The organism is Paenibacillus amylolyticus (assembly GCF_036894225.1).
GTDB classification, from domain to species: Bacteria; Bacillota; Bacilli; order Paenibacillales; family Paenibacillaceae; genus Paenibacillus; species Paenibacillus amylolyticus.
The window spans coordinates 809,972-828,481 of record NZ_CP145892.1 but is presented as its reverse complement, the minus strand read 5'-3'; the positions used below and the strand labels follow the sequence as shown (position 1 = coordinate 828,481).

The following is an 18,510-nucleotide window of genomic DNA, read 5'->3' as shown; positions in this document are numbered from 1 at the left end:
TGTCCGCATCTGGTTGCATGCGACTCTCAGCCGTATCTCCTCGTAGTCCGGAAATTTACGGTTCCCGGGTAGATACTTCCGGGCCCTATTCCCGGCGTTATACGAGCAAATATCTATCAAACTATCATCGTTCATTTTTGTAATCTCTTATTACATATTTCGTTCCTACTCGACCTTATTCTTACCTGATCGACACATCTAACATTCTAACAATCCCCTACAGCTAATGTCAACTTAAAGACGAACATTTAACATATTGACAAATATAATGTTCGGGAATTACTTCTTTAAATTCGCTTAACCATCCATTTCATCCCATAAAAGAAAGCCGGCTCCTCTTCAATCTCTCGAAGACAACCGGCTTCCTGCTTTTCAGTGCGTACACACTTCATCCATTATTTTACGATCAGTACTGGAACCCGCGCATGCTGCACCACATTGTGACTGACACTACCCAGGACAAATTCCCGAATACCACCCAGGCCGCGGCTACCAATAATAATGATATCAGAATCATTTTCTTTGGCAAAATCAAGCAATACTTCCGCAGCTGCTCCTTGAATCAGGTCCACATTGGCCGTTACACCCGCAGCCTGAATTCGCTCTTTTGCTTCATCTGTCGTCTGTACCGCCAGATTGTAATAGTCATTATTAAGTGAAGGTGGCAATGGAGCCAGTCCCTCACCGATGAATACACGCGGGAAATCAAAAGCATGAATGACATCCAGTACTGCATTTGGGGACACTTTAGCTAGCTCAATCGCACGATCAAGCGCTTTATTTGAAGCTTTGGAACCATCATAAGCCACTAATATTTTGGAAAATAACATGTGAATCCCGTCCCTTCCTTTATATGTAGAGCACGCGAAGCAAGCTTCGGTCTGACATGTAATAAACTAACAGAACCATATAACTCCTTAAACGTTCCAGAGCCACAATGAACCATTTATACGAATGAATTTACATATGAAACCACAGTATGAACGGTTACGCATGTGTTCATTGAATAAAGTAACCATAGATTACCGCATTCAAGAACAACAACAACGGAATGCCAATGGTGAAGCTGGGATGTTTAGTCTTATGCCTTTTCCGATACATCGCGATCCAGACTCCCAAAGCACCGCCTATAAATGCTAATAAGAATAACGTCCGTTCGGGTGTACGGTCACGACGCTGTTGTGCACGCCTCTTATCATCCGACATCACCAGATAACCAACTACATTAATAAATAAAAACCACAATATAAGTCCGGTTTGCATATAATTCTAGCGATCCCCCTGTCCCGGGACATCTCCCTGTCTCCATTATAGTCCTCATCAGAGACATGTTCAACGCACCGGATAGGGAACCGCAATTTTGTGTAATAACGCTAACCTCGCTCTAACCTAGGACTCCTGCTTTGGAATACCGTTCAGGCTTGGTGCTCTTTTGGCTGCTTTGTCCGGGCGCACAGCGATACTCTCTTCCCGAATACTGTCTTTGTTTTGCTGGTTATGGATCTTCTCTGGTTTGTTATGCGGCATGTAGGTATCACCTCCTTGGCTTACGTTGCCTGAAAACGGAGGATCTTATACGACTTCAACTACCCTCAAGCGTGTTACTCTCCCTTTTTCTCCATAGCCGCCTTCAGCAGTTCACCCAGATTGGAACCGATGGACTCCTGCTTAGCATATTGTTTCACCAGCTTTTGCTGATCGCGTTTGTTCACATGCTGTTTGTCCTTATCCAACGTTTCTGTAATACCACAAGGTAGACATTGTACGTATAACCCCGCCTTGCCTTCTTTGATTTCCATCTTTTTGTGGCACTGCGCACAACGACGATTGGAGAGTCTCTTTTCTGCCGAACGACGATACCCGCAGTCCTCGGTAGGACATACAAGAAACTTGCCGCGCTTGCCCTTCTTCTCCAGCAAACGTGCATTACAGTCCGGACAATGGCTATTGGACACATTATGCGGCTTGTACTCTGCTTTGCTGCCTTTTACCGTAGACACCAACTCTTTTGCCATGGATCGGATACTATCCAGAAACGGCCCCGGTTTCCCTTGCCCACGAGCGATGCGTTCCAGTTCAGCTTCCCAGCGGGCAGTCAGATCCGGTGAACGAAGCTGCGGGGCAGCCAGTTCAATCAACTGTTTCCCTTTACCGGTTGGATGCATGCTGCTGCCTTGACGATCTATTGTATCGGAACTGACCAGCTTCTCGATAATATCCGCACGTGTAGCTGGAGTGCCGAGTCCATGCTTTTCCATCTGGGAAAGCAAAGCAGCTTCGGTATACCGTTTGGGCGGCATCGTCCGTCCACTTTTAATATGGCAACGCTGAACCGTCACGGACTGCCCTTGCTGCACATCTGGCAAAAGCGCACGCTCATGGTCTGCTGCATCATCAGTACGGTCATCGTCATCATCGCTGTAATCGCCGCCGTATACTTCACGCCATCCACTTTCTTTCACCGTTGTACCTTTAACATGGAAGGAGTCATTCCCCACCTGAACCGTGATCGCAACCGAATCGTACTTCGCTGCCGGATAGAATAGGCTGATAAAACGACGTACGATCAGATCGTACAGTTTGCGTTCCTCTGGATTCAATTGATTCAGAAGCACCGTCTGCTCCGTTGGGATAATCGCATGGTGATCCGTAACTTTGCTGTCATCCACAATCCGTTTGGTCATATTCAGATTTTTGCGCAGTAAAGGACGTGCCAAAGACGCATAAGGTCCAATGGCTACACTATCCAGCCGTTCTTTCAACGTAGCTGTCATGTCCGAAGTCAGGTATCGACTGTCCGTACGTGGGTACGTGACGAGTTTATGCTGTTCGTACAGACGTTGCAGGACATTTGATGTTTGCTTTGCAGAGAAACCATATTTCCGGTTGGCATCCCGTTGCAGTTCCGTCAGGTCATATGCCAGTGGATGCGGCTCTACTTTCTCGCTTTTCTTCACTTGGGCAATCGTGCCCTTGCGCCCATCTACCCGTTTCTTCAATTCCTGCGTTTCCTGAGGGTCAAAGATTCGCGAATCTCCCCCAGTTGCCCGCCACACAGCCTGAAAATCTCCCAAATCTGCCGTTAACGTCTCATACTCCTGCGAGCGGAAACCGGTAATTTCATTTTCCCTATCCATAATCATGCCTAATGTCGGGGTTTGTACACGTCCAGCAGATAACTGTGCATTGAAACGAACGGTTAGTGCACGGGTCACGTTAAGTCCAATCATCCAGTCGGCTTCCGCCCGGCAGCGTGCAGATTCATAAAGACGGTCGAACTGACTACCTGGTTTCAGCGAAGCAAATCCGTCTTTGATCGCCTTATCTGTCTGGGATGAAATCCACAGGCGTTTAAAAGGTTTTTTCCACCCTGCCATCTGCATGATCCAACGGGCCAGCAATTCTCCCTCACGGGCTGCATCCGTCGCAATGACAAGCTCACCCACATCCTGACGTTTCATTAACTGCTGCACGGCTTTATATTGATGATTGGTCTCTTTAAGTACTTTCAATTTCGTACGATCTGGCAGAATGGGCAGGTCCTCCAGATTCCATGTTGCATACTTTTTGTCGTAATCCTCCGGTTCAGCTAATCCAACCAGATGTCCAAGCGCCCAGGTAACGATATATTTCGGACCTTCCATATAACTTTTATGTTTATCACGCGCACCCATAACTCTGGCTATTTCGCGTGCTACAGATGGTTTTTCTGCGAGTACCAATGTCTTCACTTCATATCTCTTCCTCTCTGGTAGAACGTTATGTCTCTTTTATCCCTATCTTTTCATTATATCATTTCACACTAAAGGTATGCTCTGTCATCTCTACTTCCTAACTAATCGCATCATGTAACCTCATGTTTAATCAATATATCGAGTTCGTGTTATATTTCTTCACATTATAATATGTAATAGTTTTTCTGAGTACATGTAAACAGAAGCATGAATAAGTATTAACACTGTAAAGTATTGATGTATACGTTTTTTTGGATAAGTATAAACCTTGTAAGATTACCTGACATAACTATACAATGTGTCAAAGCATAGAAACAGAATCGCTGCTAACACATCAATGAGACACAGGAAGGGAGCGTGGATGCATGACTTATCATGGATCTGTATTGAAAAAAAGTGGGGCTTTGTTACTGGCAGGTGCTGTTGTTGCCACAACATGGGGAGGAACGGTACCTTCGGCATCAGCCGCAACGGCAACGCCTACGAGTAAAACAACAGTAGCAGCTGTATCCAAAGGAAAAGCGCCAGCAACTCCGGCAGCATTTGTTCAGGCTATGGAAGAAGCGGCTACACTTGCAGGTGTTCCTTTTACCATGGACAAGCTCTCTGGCACAACCGTACAACGTAAAGATGCTGCGGTCGCCTTGCAACAATGGCTCAAGCTGGATTCGACTTCCGAGTCATTCAAGGATGTTCCAGATGAAGCCACTTTCGCAGGTGCTGTTGGTGCATTGAACACTGCGGGGTTGATGAAAGGTTATACGGAATCCCTCTTCCTTCCAAACGCTGTACTTACCGAGAATGACCTCTCCATACTGAAAGACCGCATTTATAACTACATAAAACCGTTTGTCCTGGAGGAAGCAACCATTATGGATCTCCAGGCCGCAATGACGCAAGGAAAACTGACATCAAAAGAGCTGGTTCAGAAATATCTGGACCGCATTGAAAAATACGATGATCAAGGTGTAAGCATCAACGCCGTATTAACCCTGAACCCGGATGCACTCCAAATTGCAGAGCAACTGGATGAAGAACGTGCAGCTCAAGGTGCTCGCGGGCCTCTGCATGGCGTTCCGATTCTGGTGAAAGATAACTTTGATACCAATGACATGCCGACAACCGCAGGCTGTATCTGTCTGAAAGATTCGGTCCCTGCTCACGATGCTGAACAAGTGAAGAAACTCAAAGCAGCTGGCGCCATTATTTTGGGCAAAACAAACCTGCATGAATTCGCATTTGGCATCACGACATCCAGCTCATTGGGTGGACAAACGCTTAACCCTTACGCCCTGGATCACTATCCAGGTGGATCAAGCGGTGGAACAGGTGCAGCCATTGCATCTAACTTTGCTGCAGCCGGCATGGGTACAGACACTGGCGGTTCGATCCGAATCCCATCCAGCTTCAACAGCCTTGTAGGTATCCGTCCAACCATCGGACTGTCTAGCCGCGAAGGCATTATCCCATTGGCTTTGACACAGGATGTAGGTGGACCTATGGCTCGTACGGTTAGTGACGCTGCAATCATGTTGGATGCTACAGCCGGATATGATAAAAAAGATGTCGCTACAGCTTACGCGGTCGGAAAAATCCCTTCCAGCTATACAGACTTCCTGGATGTAAACGGACTGAAAGGTGCACGCATCGGTGTGGCTACAGAACTCATCCCAAGTACCAAAGCTGAAGAAAAAGCCGTTGCTGACGTCATCAACACCGCTGTGGAAGAATTGAAGTCACTGGGCGCTACCGCAGTTCCCATTTCCATCCCGAACTTGACTGAGATCAACAAATACCCAAGTCTCAGCGGATATGAATTCAAGTTCCAACTGAATGACTATCTGGACTCATTGGGTGCAGACGCTCCATATCACAGTCTGTCCGAGATCATCGCTTCCGGAGAGTTCGACAAATCTCAGGAGCAATCCATGAAGACTCGGGATGCACGCCAAACGTTGGAGACTACCGAATACAAGGACATCGTCCTGAAACGCACCCAAGTTACACGTGAGTCCCTGCTGAAAGTTATGGCAGACAACAACCTGGATGCCATCATCTATCCTACGTCCACACAAGCCGCTGGTGTTATTGGCGAAGGACAAAACTCCGGTGGTAACAACCGATTGAGTCCTTTCTCCGGCTTCCCGGCGATTACGGTCCCTGCTGGTTTCACAACTGATGGTTTGCCAGTAGGCATGGAATTCCTTGGTCGTGCCTTTGATGAAGGAACCTTGATCAAGCTGGCTTACAGCTACGAACAAGGTACACATCACCGCCAAGCGCCTAAGCTTACGCCGTAAAATATTTATGGGATTAAGCAATTCCGGTTAACACAAAAAATAGATGCAATCATATCACTTTTTTGAAACGAGTTAACCCACTAAAGAGACCACCTTCTTCATGACAGCATGAAGTTTGGGTGGTCTCTTTTATGTTCTCTATTTATTTTTATGTTGCATACCGTCGGATGTTACTCATTCCTGAACGTTGTCTGGCACGCCCCATTTCAGCACCAGACCTGCGTACGTCAGACCACCGCCAAAGCCAAAGAGAGCTACGTTCTGTCCTTTTTTCAATTTCCCTTCATCCACTGCAAGCTGTAAAGCAAGCGGAATGGAAGCAGCAGATGTGTTCCCCCGATACTCGACACTGGTTAAAGTACGTTCCAAAGGAACCGGACCACGTTCGCAAACAGCTTCAATCATTCTCATGTTGGCACTATGCGGGACAAACCAGTCAATCTGGTCAGGGCTTAATTCAGCTTTCGTTATAAGTTTACCCAATTGCTCTGGAATCGTCCGTACAGCCCACTTATAAATCTCTCGCCCATTCTGAACTAAACAACCTTCGCCCTGTAAAGGCACACCATTCATCTCCGAAGACAGACCACTCTTATAGAGATGTACACCGCCTTCTCCATGTGTACCTGATATGGCTGCCATAAAGTCACCTTCAGCACCCGATGATCTCTCCACCAAGAAGGCCCCCGCTCCATCACCAAACAGTACACAAGTCGTGCGGTCTGTGTAATCCGTAATTTTGGATAATGTCTCTGCTCCTATAACCAGTACTTTACGGTACATTCCACTGGTCACCAGACTGTCGGCTAGCTGTAATCCGTAGGTAAAACCTGCGCATGCAGCATTTAAATCGAGTACGCCTGTGTGTGGGATCTTAAGATTAGCCTGTACTCTGGATGCCGTACTTGGGAAAGCATATTCAGGTGTACTTGTAGCCACAAGGATCATATCCACATCTTCTACACTTACATCATAACGACGTATCATATCTTCTACAGCCTTCGTAGCCAGGTCAGATACAAATTCATCTTCAGCTGCAATTCGCCGTTCTCTCATACCAGTACGCTGTACAATCCATTCGTCACTTGTCTCGACCAATTTCTCCAGATCAGCATTCGTTAATATTCGATCCGGTACATACGTCCCCATTGCCGTGATGGTTGCCTTTGATTGATGATTCATACCGGTAGTCACCTCACTTGTTTTTTATCATTATAGCACTAAGTCTTAGTACTTGGTACTAATTTTATAAAATTTTTATTATGATTCTTTCGTTAGTTGTTTATTTTAAAGTGATCTCTTCATTCTATTACCCAGAGCAATACAAACGATGGCATGCATTTTTGATGAAGAATTGTGGATATCCCCTAACTAACATGAAGAATGCCTTAATTATATGCATTTTTTATAGACAGCTCATTCCAACAGGAGGAAAATAAACAAATTGCCCTACATTACTAAAGAATAGAGATGATCTATATCCATGAAAAAAGAATTAAATATCCTTGCCATTTCCGGAAGTCTGCGCAATCAGTCCTCCAATACGTTACTAATGCACGCCATGATTAAACTGGCTCACACTAACCTTAAGTTTGAAGTATATGATGGATTAAATGATCTGCCGCATTTTAACCCTGACCTCGATGTCGAGGAGGGTCCAGTGTCCGTACAGAACTTGAGAGCCCAACTTAAGCATTCGGACGGTGTCCTTATCTGCACGCCAGAGTATGGAAACGGCGTTCCTGGGGTCTTAAAAAACGCACTAGATTGGGTTGTATCTTCTGGAGAATGGCTCAATAAACCCACCATTGTCATTGCTGCTTCCCCAAGCCCCATGGGAGGTGACAAAGCCCATGCTTCCTTATTGCTCACACTAAACATGATTAATGCACAAGTTCTACAGGAGGGCTGTTTAACCATTCCTCATATTACATTGAAAATGAACAAACAAGGCGTCATCATTGATTCGGAAACCCAGCATGCATTGCAGAACTCCCTTACAATCCTTGGGGAGGCTTGCAACCAAATGAAAGTATAGACAGATGTTGTACTTAAATCGATGATAGAGAAGAAATGATCCTTTTAAAGTTATTTAACATTCTCATAAATATTGAAATAGTAAACAGCCTTGGTTATTTACCAGGGCTGTTAAGGTTTATACAAGTATTTAAGATTAAAATAAAAAAGACACACTCAATATCATCAAGTGTGTCTTTAGATTGCTTGGCGGCGTCCTACTCTCCCAGGACCCTGCGGTCCAAGTACCATCGGCGCTAGAGGGCTTAACGGTCGTGTTCGGGATGGGTACGTGTGGAACCCCTCCGCCATCGCCACCAAACGCGTAGCTTACATTTCAGAGTTGTTGTTCTCTGAAAACTAGATTCGAAACGAAACATGCGATTTAGAACTTGCTATTGGATAAGCCCTCGACCGATTAGTACTGGTCAGCTCCATGCATTGCTGCACTTCCACCCCCAGCCTATCTACCTCGTCGTCTTCAAGGGGTCTTACATACTGGGAAATCTCATCTTGAGGGGGGCTTCACGCTTAGATGCTTTCAGCGTTTATCCCGTCCGTACATAGCTACCCAGCGGTGCTCCTGGCGGAACAACTGGTACACCAGCGGTACGTCCATCCCGGTCCTCTCGTACTAAGGACAGCTCCTCTCAAATTTCCTACGCCCACGACAGATAGGGACCGAACTGTCTCACGACGTTCTGAACCCAGCTCGCGTACCGCTTTAATGGGCGAACAGCCCAACCCTTGGGACCTACTTCAGCCCCAGGATGCGATGAGCCGACATCGAGGTGCCAAACCTCCCCGTCGATGTGGACTCTTGGGGGAGATAAGCCTGTTATCCCCAGGGTAGCTTTTATCCGTTGAGCGATGGCCCTTCCATGCGGTACCACCGGATCACTAAGCCCGACTTTCGTCCCTGCTCGACTTGTAGGTCTCGCAGTCAAGCTCCCTTATGCCTTTGCACTCTTCGAATGATTTCCAACCATTCTGAGGGAACCTTTGGGCGCCTCCGTTACTCTTTAGGAGGCGACCGCCCCAGTCAAACTGCCCACCTGACACTGTCCCCGCACCGGATTACGGTACCAGGTTAGAACCTAGATACGATCAGGGTGGTATCCCAACGTTGCCTCCACGCAAGCTGGCGCTCACGTTTCAAAGGCTCCCACCTATCCTGTACAGATCGTACCCAAATTCAATATCAAGCTGCAGTAAAGCTCCATGGGGTCTTTCCGTCTTGTCGCGGGTAACCTGCATCTTCACAGGTATTAAAATTTCACCGGATCTCTCGTTGAGACAGCGCCCAAGTCGTTACGCCATTCGTGCGGGTCAGAATTTACCTGACAAGGAATTTCGCTACCTTAGGACCGTTATAGTTACGGCCGCCGTTTACTGGGGCTTCGGTTCACAGCTTCGGATTGCTCCTAACCACTCCCCTTAACCTTCCAGCACCGGGCAGGCGTCAGCCCGTATACTTCGCCTTACGGCTTCGCACAGACCTGTGTTTTTGCTAAACAGTCGCTTGGGCCTTTTCACTGCGGCCCCCTCGTGCTATTCACACTACCGGGGCACCCCTTCTCCCGAAGTTACGGGGTCATTTTGCCGAGTTCCTTAACGAGAGTTCTTCCGCGCGCCTTAGAATACTCTTCTCGCCTACCTGTGTCGGTTTGCGGTACGGGCACCATCACCTGGCTAGAGGCTTTTCTTGGCAGTGTGAGATCATGACCTTCGCTACTACAATTTTCGCTCCCCATCACAGCTCAGCCTTACAATGTGCGGATTTGCCTACACATCAGCCTCACTGCTTAGACGGACATCCATCAGTCCGCGTCACTACCCTACTGCGTCCCCCCATTGCTCATAACGGCTTACGGTGGTACAGGAATTTCGACCTGTTGTCCTTCGACTACGCCTTTCGGCCTCGCCTTAGGTCCCGACTTACCCTGAGCGGACGAGCCTTCCTCAGGAACCCTTAGGCTTTCGGCGGATCAGATTCTCACTGATCTTTTCGTTACTCATACCGGCATTCTCACTTGTATAATGTCCAGCGCTCCTTACGGTACACCTTCAACCCTTATACAACGCTCCCCTACCCCTGATGCAAAGCATCAAGCCATAGCTTCGGTGGTGTGTTTAGCCCCGTTACATTTTCGGCGCAGAGTCACTCGACCAGTGAGCTATTACGCACTCTTTCAATGATGGCTGCTTCTAAGCCAACATCCTGGTTGTCTGTGCAACTCCACATCCTTTCCCACTTAACACACACTTGGGGACCTTAGCTGATGGTCTGGGCTGTTTCCCTTTTGACAATGGATCTTAGCACTCACTGTCTGACTCCCGGAAGTAAGTCTATGGCATTCGGAGTTTGACTGAGCTTGGTAACCCTTGCGGGCCCCGCACCCAATCAGTGCTCTACCTCCACGACTCTGTTTTCCGAGGCTAGCCCTAAAGCTATTTCGGGGAGAACCAGCTATCTCCGAGTTCGATTGGAATTTCTCCGCTACCCCCACCTCATCCCCGCATTTTTCAACATGCGTGGGTTCGGGCCTCCAGTGCGTGTTACCGCACCTTCACCCTGGACAGGGGTAGATCACCCGGTTTCGGGTCTACGTCCACGTACTACATCGCCCTATTCAGACTCGCTTTCGCTGCGGCTCCGGCTCTTCACCTTAACCTTGCACGGGAACGTAACTCGCCGGTTCATTCTACAAAAGGCACGCCATCACCCCTAAAACGGGCTCTGACTTTTTGTAAGCACACGGTTTCAGGTTCTATTTCACTCCCCTTCCGGGGTGCTTTTCACCTTTCCCTCACGGTACTGCTTCACTATCGGTCGCTAGGAAGTATTTAGCCTTGGCAGATGGTCCTGCCGGATTCATACGGGGTTTCACGTGCCCCGCACTACTCGGGATCCGTCTCGGAGGGAACAGACTTTCAACTACAGGGCTTTTACCTTCTTTGGCGGGCCTTTCCAGACCTCTTCGCTTAACCGGTTCCTTTGTAACTCCATGTGAGACGTCCCACAACCCCAAAGAGCAAGCTCTCTGGTTTGGGCTTCTCCGCGTTCGCTCGCCGCTACTGACGGAATCACTATTGTTTTCTCTTCCTCAGGGTACTTAGATGTTTCAGTTCCCCTGGTATGCCTCTACACAACCTATGTATTCAGTTGTGAGTAACTGGAAATTACCCCAGCTGGGTTTCCCCATTCGGACACCCCCGGATCAAAGCTTGCTTACAGCTCCCCGAGGCAGTTTCGTTGTTCGCCACGTCCTTCATCGGCTCCTAGCGCCTAGGCATCCTCCGTGTGCTCTTAGTAGCTTAACCATTTTGTTCCGGTTTCGGTCGCTCGCTTCCCTTGTTTTGCTTGCGCAAAGCCAAAAGTCGCTCTCACCCGATACCATCACAAAAGCAATTTAACTACCTTTATAAACACTTCACTTGTTTACACAAGATCAGCTTAAAGGAATGTTCTAATTCGCGTTTGTTTCGTTTCGATATCTAGTTTTCAAAGAACAAGCTCCATGCAAAAGCAAGCTGTTTGAGAGTTTGAGCTCTCAAAACCGAACAACGAGTGAGTGTTTTGTGCTCTTCATTTCATCCACACCGAAGTGACGGACCGAAATGAATCGCTGTTGCAGGTTCTAAGAACCTGCTTATTTGAATGTTTCCGTTGCAGGAAACGATTCTCCATAGAAAGGAGGTGATCCAGCCGCACCTTCCGATACGGCTACCTTGTTACGACTTCACCCCAATCATCTATCCCACCTTCGGCGGCTGGCTCCTTGCGGTTACCCCACCGACTTCGGGTGTTATAAACTCTCGTGGTGTGACGGGCGGTGTGTACAAGACCCGGGAACGTATTCACCGCGGCATGCTGATCCGCGATTACTAGCAATTCCGACTTCATGCAGGCGAGTTGCAGCCTGCAATCCGAACTGAGACCGGCTTTGTTGGGATTGGCTCCATCTCGCGATTTCGCAGCCCGTTGTACCGGCCATTGTAGTACGTGTGTAGCCCAGGTCATAAGGGGCATGATGATTTGACGTCATCCCCACCTTCCTCCGGTTTGTCACCGGCAGTCTATCTAGAGTGCCCATCCGAAATGCTGGCAACTAAATATAAGGGTTGCGCTCGTTGCGGGACTTAACCCAACATCTCACGACACGAGCTGACGACAACCATGCACCACCTGTCTCCTCTGTCCCGAAGGAAAGATACATCTCTGCATCGATCAGAGGGATGTCAAGACCTGGTAAGGTTCTTCGCGTTGCTTCGAATTAAACCACATACTCCACTGCTTGTGCGGGTCCCCGTCAATTCCTTTGAGTTTCAGTCTTGCGACCGTACTCCCCAGGCGGAGTGCTTAATGTGTTAACTTCGGCACCAAGGGTATCGAAACCCCTAACACCTAGCACTCATCGTTTACGGCGTGGACTACCAGGGTATCTAATCCTGTTTGCTCCCCACGCTTTCGCGCCTCAGCGTCAGTTACAGCCCAGAGAGTCGCCTTCGCCACTGGTGTTCCTCCACATATCTACGCATTTCACCGCTACACGTGGAATTCCACTCTCCTCTTCTGCACTCAAGTCACCCAGTTTCCAGTGCGATCCGGGGTTGAGCCCCGGGATTAAACACCAGACTTAAATGACCGCCTGCGCGCGCTTTACGCCCAATAATTCCGGACAACGCTTGCCCCCTACGTATTACCGCGGCTGCTGGCACGTAGTTAGCCGGGGCTTTCTTCTCAGGTACCGTCACCTTGAGAGCAGTTACTCTCCCAAGCGTTCTTCCCTGGCAACAGAGCTTTACGATCCGAAAACCTTCATCACTCACGCGGCATTGCTCCGTCAGGCTTTCGCCCATTGCGGAAGATTCCCTACTGCTGCCTCCCGTAGGAGTCTGGGCCGTGTCTCAGTCCCAGTGTGGCCGATCACCCTCTCAGGTCGGCTACGCATCGTCGCCTTGGTGAGCCGTTACCTCACCAACTAGCTAATGCGCCGCAGGCCCATCCCCAAGTGACAGATTGCTCCGTCTTTCCAGTTCTCTTCAGGCGAAGAAAACAATTATTCGGTATTAGCTACCGTTTCCGGTAGTTGTCCCAAACTTGAGGGCAGGTTGCCTACGTGTTACTCACCCGTCCGCCGCTAACCATCAGAGAAGCAAGCTTCTCTTCAAGTCCGCTCGACTTGCATGTATTAGGCATGCCGCCAGCGTTCGTCCTGAGCCAGGATCAAACTCTCCAATAAAGTATTGAAAAGAGCGATAAGCTCATTTTGAATCTGACGAGATTAAAAATCTCATTTGTGCTCCAGTCGATCCAAGCCAAGGCTTGTCTCAAACTTTCGCATTCATTCTGCAAACAGAATGTTTACTCACTCGTTGTTCAGTTTTCAAAGATCAAACTTATTTCGTTACCGAATGTTGTTCTCTTCAGCAACTCTTATATAATATCATGTCCGAACCAACTTTGCAAGCTCTTTTTTTAAGTTTCTTTCGAAGCTTATTTCAATCGCTTGCCGCACCGTGTATCTCGTGTTTTTTTGGCCGGAAATAGAATATACCATGTACAGTTGTGGAACGCAAGTCTTTTTTCGATAAACATTAAATTCTTATGAAATGAGTACCCTGTAGACCTTTTAACAAGTATCTCCTTATAACCAGCTAAATGATACATCTGCGCATTAACTTTAATGATCGAAGTAATTAACTCACATACCCAAAAAAGTTTTTCATATGATTCCTAATCCAATTATAGAGAAATCAAGTTGTATACAGTACAGACTCATCGCGTTATAGAACCTATTAACCGATGATTTCATCGGTTAAACAACCAACAGATCATAGAACATTATACTCATTCCTTCTATATAGAAGGAAAACATTTTTGAAATTCATTTTGCTCAAGAAAAGAATACAAAAAAAGCGAAAGCTCCGGGTCTAATCCCGTGGCTTCCGCTTCTTTCATATATAAGGTATCAAACTTATCTCCGTATTCTTCATTAAACCTAATGTACGCTTACTCCCCGCCAATAAATACGTATCGGCAGACTACAATGAGCGCCAAGATCCACATAAGCCAGTGAATTTTCACTTTACGCTCTGTAACCAAGTTACTGAACACCGCCAGAATCACATAAGATACGATACCTGCGGAGATCCCGTTTGCGATTCCACCTGTGAAAGGCATCAATACAATGGTAAGGAATGCAGGGAAAGCTTGCAGGAAATCATCCCACTCAATGCTGCGCACTTGACTCATCATAAGTACACCCACGATGATCAATGCCGGAGCCGTCGCAGCGGATGGAACAACCAGCGCAAGCGGTGCGATAAACAGGGCTAAAATGAACAACAAACCTGTCGTTACCGAAGTCAGTCCTGTACGTCCACCTGCCTCAACACCTGAAGCACTTTCAACGTATGCCGTAATGGTACTTGTACCTAGTGCAGCACCTGCGCTGACACCAACTGCATCGACGAGCATCGCTTTACCGATCGTTTTCTCGCCTTTTTTCTTATCCTTCATAATCCCCATACGTGTTGCAGTACCTACCATCGTACCAAACGTGTCGAACAATTCAACGAAGGTAAAGATGAAGATGATCTCGAACAATCCGAGACTGATGGCACCTTTCAAATCCAGCTGTCCAACCGCCAGATCACTGAAGTTAGGCAACCAGCTTGCGCCTGAAAGACCACTCAGATTCGTAACTCCCATCGGAATACCAATCAGCGTTGTTGCTACGATCCCGATCAGCAGAGCGCCTTTGACGCGCATAACCATCAGAATAGCAATAAGGAGCAAACCAATCAGGGCCAGCAACGCATCGTGATGTGTTACAAAGTTGCCCAATGACAAGTTAAAACTGCTACCCGGAATCGGCTGACTCAGATCTGCGTCTGGTGCAACATTAACTGTTACAGCCACGAGATTAGCAAGTTTGAAACCAATAATGGTAATAAAGAGACCGATACCCACCGTAATGGCCATTTTGATTGACTGCGGAACTGCAACAAGCAGCATTTGACGAATCTTCGTCACGGTCAAAATAATGAACACAATACCGGAAAGGAATACCGCTCCGAGAGCTGCTTGCCAAGTAATCGCTCCATTCGAACTTAGAACGACAGTCATGAAGTACGCATTCAGCCCCATACCTGGTGCAAGTGCGATCGGAATATTCACGAACAATCCCATAATAATAGTCATTAATCCGGCGCCGACGGCTGTTGCAAAGAATACTGCATTATCCGACATCCCCGCACCGGCTTGTCCCAAGAACAACGTATTTACAAAAAGAATGTAAGCCATTGTCATAAACGTAGTGAGACCCGCAACAATCTCCGTTCTAACGTTTGTTCCATTTTCTTTTAATTTAAAGAAACGATCCATAATTACTAACTCCCCCTTAGAGATGTTGAAGCCATATTGAAAAACGACAAATGACCCTGATGAAGATTCTTCACCCAGGGTTCAGCTGACAAGGAGTGGCATGATGCCTTTACTAAGAACAAAAAAAATTCTAATGTGCGTGATGTCCCCGCAATCATGTAGAATTCATGTGCTTAGCCTTCTCCTCTTCGTAGCCAGATCATTAGGGTGATCTCGTAGAGACTCCCGGGCCAATCCCCAGGATTATACGAATAAGTATGCGCTATTTGTTTGTTTCCCATCACTATTTTAGGAGGGCAGTATGTTTTTGTCAATGAGAAAAACGAATATTAATATCACGCTTTTAGAATATCGTTCGTATTATTTAACAGATTGAACCAGTTCAGCGGTTTACAACCCAATTGAATACGCTTTTTTCGGTGTAATCTCAATGGGATATGTCCATTCTTTCAGACTGAAAGTTCCGCAGGATAACATAAAAAGCTAGCCTGATCAAAGAGCAGAAGCGCTCTAATCAGGCTAGCTTATATTTCTGATGCGTTTTAGCAATCAGGTGAATGATGATCTAGGAATAACGATATCTCGTATTCCGAAGACTTATACTCATTAGGTATATGGAGCAATTTGCGACATGTTCCGGAGCATTTTTTTGCCGGATCAGTCCTATGTTAATTATATCTCTGTCTGCGGAGTATTCTGTATATCTTGTTGTTCCTGATTTGTGTTTGTTGTTGAGTCAGAGGATAACTCCTGGTTACTGGACTGGTCGGAAGAAGCATCCGCTGCCTCTAAATTCACAAATGGAAAGTCCCCCGAACCGGAGGCCAGATCTTGCATACCTGAACCGCATCCTGCCAGCATCACCATCAGAAACGCACTTCCAATGCCCATCTTCCATTTGCTCATATAGTCGGTTTTACGCATACATTCAATTCTCCTTTCAGTAGCCATATAGCTCTTAGTATGTACTTATTGTACAGGCCCGACCTGAAAGGATCATGAAGTGAACTTTAAAATGGGATTAATTTTGAGAGTATATTATTTGTAAAAGTAACCCAATGAAAATTTGATCACAATATTCTTCTTAATAAAAAAACGCCCTTTTATTTGCGAAATACCGCAGATAAAAGAGCATTTTTTAAACCTATCGTTAAGAGTCTATATCCTATTCCCACTCGATTGTTGCAGGTGGTTTGGAAGTTACGTCATACACAATACGGTTTACGTTATCAACTTCGTTAACGATCCGTACGGAGATTTTCTCCAGCACATCCCAAGGGATACGTGCCCAGTCCGCAGTCATACCGTCGATGGATGTTACAGCACGGATACCTACTGTGTAGGAATACGTACGCGCATCACCCATAACGCCGACACTCTTCATGTTAGGCAGGGCTGTGAAGTACTGCCAGATTTCGCGGTCGAGACCGGCTTTGGCAATCTCTTCACGCAGGATGTAGTCTGAATCACGAACGATAGTAAGTTTCTCTTCAGTAACCTCACCAAGCACACGAATTGCAAGACCTGGACCAGGGAACGGCTGACGGTGTACAATTTCGTCCGGCAAGCCACACTCGGTACCGACTTTACGTACTTCATCCTTGAACAACGTGCTCAGTGGCTCGATCAGTTTGAAGTTCATGTCCTCAGGCAGACCGCCCACGTTGTGGTGGGATTTGATGGTCTGTGCAGTCGCTGTACCACTTTCTACGATGTCCGTATACAGTGTACCTTGCGCCAGGAATGCAAAATCATCGAACTGCTTGGACTCTTCATCAAATACGTAAATAAACTCGTTACCGATGATTTTACGTTTTTGTTCTGGATCATCCACGCCAGCCAGTTTGGACATGAAGCGCTCTTGTGCATCAATTTTGACAACTTTCATGTCGAATTTGCCGACAAACGTCTCCATTACACTTTCTGCTTCACCTTTACGCAACAGACCGTGGTCGATAAACATACATGTCAGTTGATCACCAATGGCTTTGTGAAGCAATGCAGCTACAACGGAAGAATCTACACCGCCGCTCAGTGCACACAGTACTTTACTGTCGCCCACTTTTTCACGAATGTCTCTGATGGTGTCATCAATGAATGTCTCCATCGTCCAGTTGCCTTCGCAACCACAGATTTCGAACAGGAAGTTACGAATCATGTCGTTACCGCGAACAGAGTGACGTACCTCCGGATGGAACTGAACAGCATACAATTTACGCTCATCGTCACTCATGGCAGCGATTGGCGCACTTTCCGTACCTGCATCCAATTTGAAACCTGGAGGAAGTGTAACCACGTGGTCACCGTGACTCATCCATACCGTATGTTCGCCTTCAATGCCTTTTGCCAATGTAGATCCAGCGGCAAACTCAAGGTCTGCTTTACCGTACTCTCGCTTCTCGGAACGTTCTACTTTACCTTCGAGCTGTTGGGCCATAAGCTGCATTCCGTAGCAGATACCGAAGATTGGCAAGCCTAGGTCATAGACACCTGGGTCCACGTGTGGAGCATTCTCAGCGTATACGCTGGACGGCCCACCTGAAAATACGATTCCTTTTGGTGCCATTTCTGCGATCTTTTCCGCCGGTGTGTTATACGGCAAAAGCTCGCTGTATACGCCAAGATCCCGGATTCTTCTGGCGATTAACTGATTGTATTGACCCCCGAAGTCAAGGACAACTACAATTTCATTCTGTTTATTCATAACCGTGCCTCCCTCAATTCAATGAAACTAATTATACGCAACGACAAAACATACCGTCAAGGAAAGGCGAAACTCCTTTTTTCGACATCTCAAAACAGGATTACCAAATGCCTCTAAATATGAAATTTCGAACAGAAAAGCTTGGCAACAAGATGCTGGTTCAAGTGTATGATCGTGGAAAGACGCCTCGTTCGCAGCGCAGCGCGAAAGGCGTCTTATGTATGGCATGCAGCGATGAACCAAACGCTTCATTTAGATAACAATGCGCCAGCAATGGAGATCTTCATCTGCCCACAAGTGGCCAAGCTCTATTGGAAAGCGATAGCGACTGTATGGCAGCTGCTTCGAACTTTGGTGTAACGT

The 18,510-nt window shown here is 47.1% G+C and carries 11 protein-coding genes, 3 rRNA genes and 2 riboswitches; of the genes, 3 read left to right on the top strand and 11 right to left on the bottom strand.

Going from position 1 to position 18,510, the window contains the following annotated elements:
• Nucleotides 1-23: 23 nt before the first annotated feature.
• A riboswitch (purine riboswitch) is annotated at nucleotides 24-125 on the bottom strand.
• 270 nt (nucleotides 126-395) lie between these two features.
• From V6668_RS03820 to V6668_RS03805, 4 genes are all read right to left on the bottom strand, one after another.
• Nucleotides 396-830, bottom strand: coding sequence for a universal stress protein (locus V6668_RS03820; RefSeq protein WP_017690701.1), 435 nt, complete (start codon nucleotides 828-830; stop codon nucleotides 396-398).
• 169 nt (nucleotides 831-999) lie between these two features.
• Entirely contained in the window at nucleotides 1,000-1,263 is a 264-nt protein-coding gene (locus tag V6668_RS03815) for a DUF1294 domain-containing protein (RefSeq protein ID WP_017690702.1), read from the bottom strand.
• 126 nt (nucleotides 1,264-1,389) lie between these two features.
• The gene (locus tag V6668_RS03810; RefSeq protein ID WP_017690703.1) at nucleotides 1,390-1,527 is read right to left on the bottom strand and encodes a hypothetical protein; all 138 of its coding nucleotides are present in this window, start codon (nucleotides 1,525-1,527) and stop codon (nucleotides 1,390-1,392) included.
• 74 nt (nucleotides 1,528-1,601) lie between these two features.
• Complete coding sequence (locus V6668_RS03805; protein ID WP_338707743.1) at nucleotides 1,602-3,731, bottom strand: DNA topoisomerase III; 2,130 nt, start codon at nucleotides 3,729-3,731, stop codon at nucleotides 1,602-1,604.
• A 368-nt stretch (nucleotides 3,732-4,099) separates the two neighbouring features.
• Between V6668_RS03805 and V6668_RS03800 the strand changes: the two genes are divergently transcribed.
• A complete protein-coding gene (locus V6668_RS03800; RefSeq protein ID WP_338707742.1) occupies nucleotides 4,100-6,034 on the top strand; it encodes an amidase family protein in 1,935 nt (644 codons plus the stop codon).
• A gap of 174 nt (nucleotides 6,035-6,208) precedes the next feature.
• On the opposite strand, the gene V6668_RS03795 is transcribed toward V6668_RS03800, so the two are convergent.
• On the bottom strand, nucleotides 6,209-7,216 hold the full coding sequence (locus V6668_RS03795; RefSeq protein WP_338707741.1) for a ketoacyl-ACP synthase III: 1,008 nt from the start codon (nucleotides 7,214-7,216) through the stop codon (nucleotides 6,209-6,211).
• Between the two features lie 301 nt (nucleotides 7,217-7,517).
• Between V6668_RS03795 and V6668_RS03790 the strand changes: the two genes are divergently transcribed.
• Entirely contained in the window at nucleotides 7,518-8,072 is a 555-nt protein-coding gene (locus V6668_RS03790; protein ID WP_036668406.1) for an NADPH-dependent FMN reductase, read from the top strand.
• A gap of 183 nt (nucleotides 8,073-8,255) precedes the next feature.
• Here V6668_RS03790 and rrf read toward each other — a convergent pair.
• The 6 genes from rrf to guaA all read right to left on the bottom strand — a co-directional run bounded on the left by rrf (nucleotide 8,256) and on the right by guaA (nucleotide 18,147).
• A 5S ribosomal RNA gene (gene rrf / locus V6668_RS03785) occupies nucleotides 8,256-8,372 on the bottom strand.
• Between the two features lie 76 nt (nucleotides 8,373-8,448).
• A 23S ribosomal RNA gene (locus tag V6668_RS03780) occupies nucleotides 8,449-11,374 on the bottom strand.
• A gap of 369 nt (nucleotides 11,375-11,743) precedes the next feature.
• Nucleotides 11,744-13,296: ribosomal RNA gene (locus V6668_RS03775) — 16S ribosomal RNA — on the bottom strand.
• The 16S, 23S and 5S rRNA genes sit together here, the layout of an rRNA operon.
• A gap of 770 nt (nucleotides 13,297-14,066) precedes the next feature.
• On the bottom strand, nucleotides 14,067-15,443 hold the full coding sequence (locus V6668_RS03770; RefSeq protein ID WP_047841443.1) for an NCS2 family permease: 1,377 nt from the start codon (nucleotides 15,441-15,443) through the stop codon (nucleotides 14,067-14,069).
• 171 nt (nucleotides 15,444-15,614) lie between these two features.
• A riboswitch (purine riboswitch) is annotated at nucleotides 15,615-15,714 on the bottom strand.
• 401 nt (nucleotides 15,715-16,115) lie between these two features.
• A complete protein-coding gene (locus V6668_RS03765; RefSeq protein WP_338707740.1) occupies nucleotides 16,116-16,367 on the bottom strand; it encodes a hypothetical protein in 252 nt (83 codons plus the stop codon).
• Nucleotides 16,368-16,608: 241 nt separating this feature from the next.
• Nucleotides 16,609-18,147: a glutamine-hydrolyzing GMP synthase gene (guaA, locus tag V6668_RS03760; protein ID WP_076329825.1), complete on the bottom strand. Its 1,539-nt coding sequence runs from the start codon at nucleotides 18,145-18,147 to the stop codon at nucleotides 16,609-16,611.
• A gap of 174 nt (nucleotides 18,148-18,321) precedes the next feature.
• Between guaA and V6668_RS03755 the strand changes: the two genes are divergently transcribed.
• Entirely contained in the window at nucleotides 18,322-18,507 is a 186-nt protein-coding gene (locus tag V6668_RS03755; RefSeq protein ID WP_338707739.1) for a hypothetical protein, read from the top strand.
• The last annotated feature ends 3 nt before the right edge of the window (nucleotides 18,508-18,510 follow it).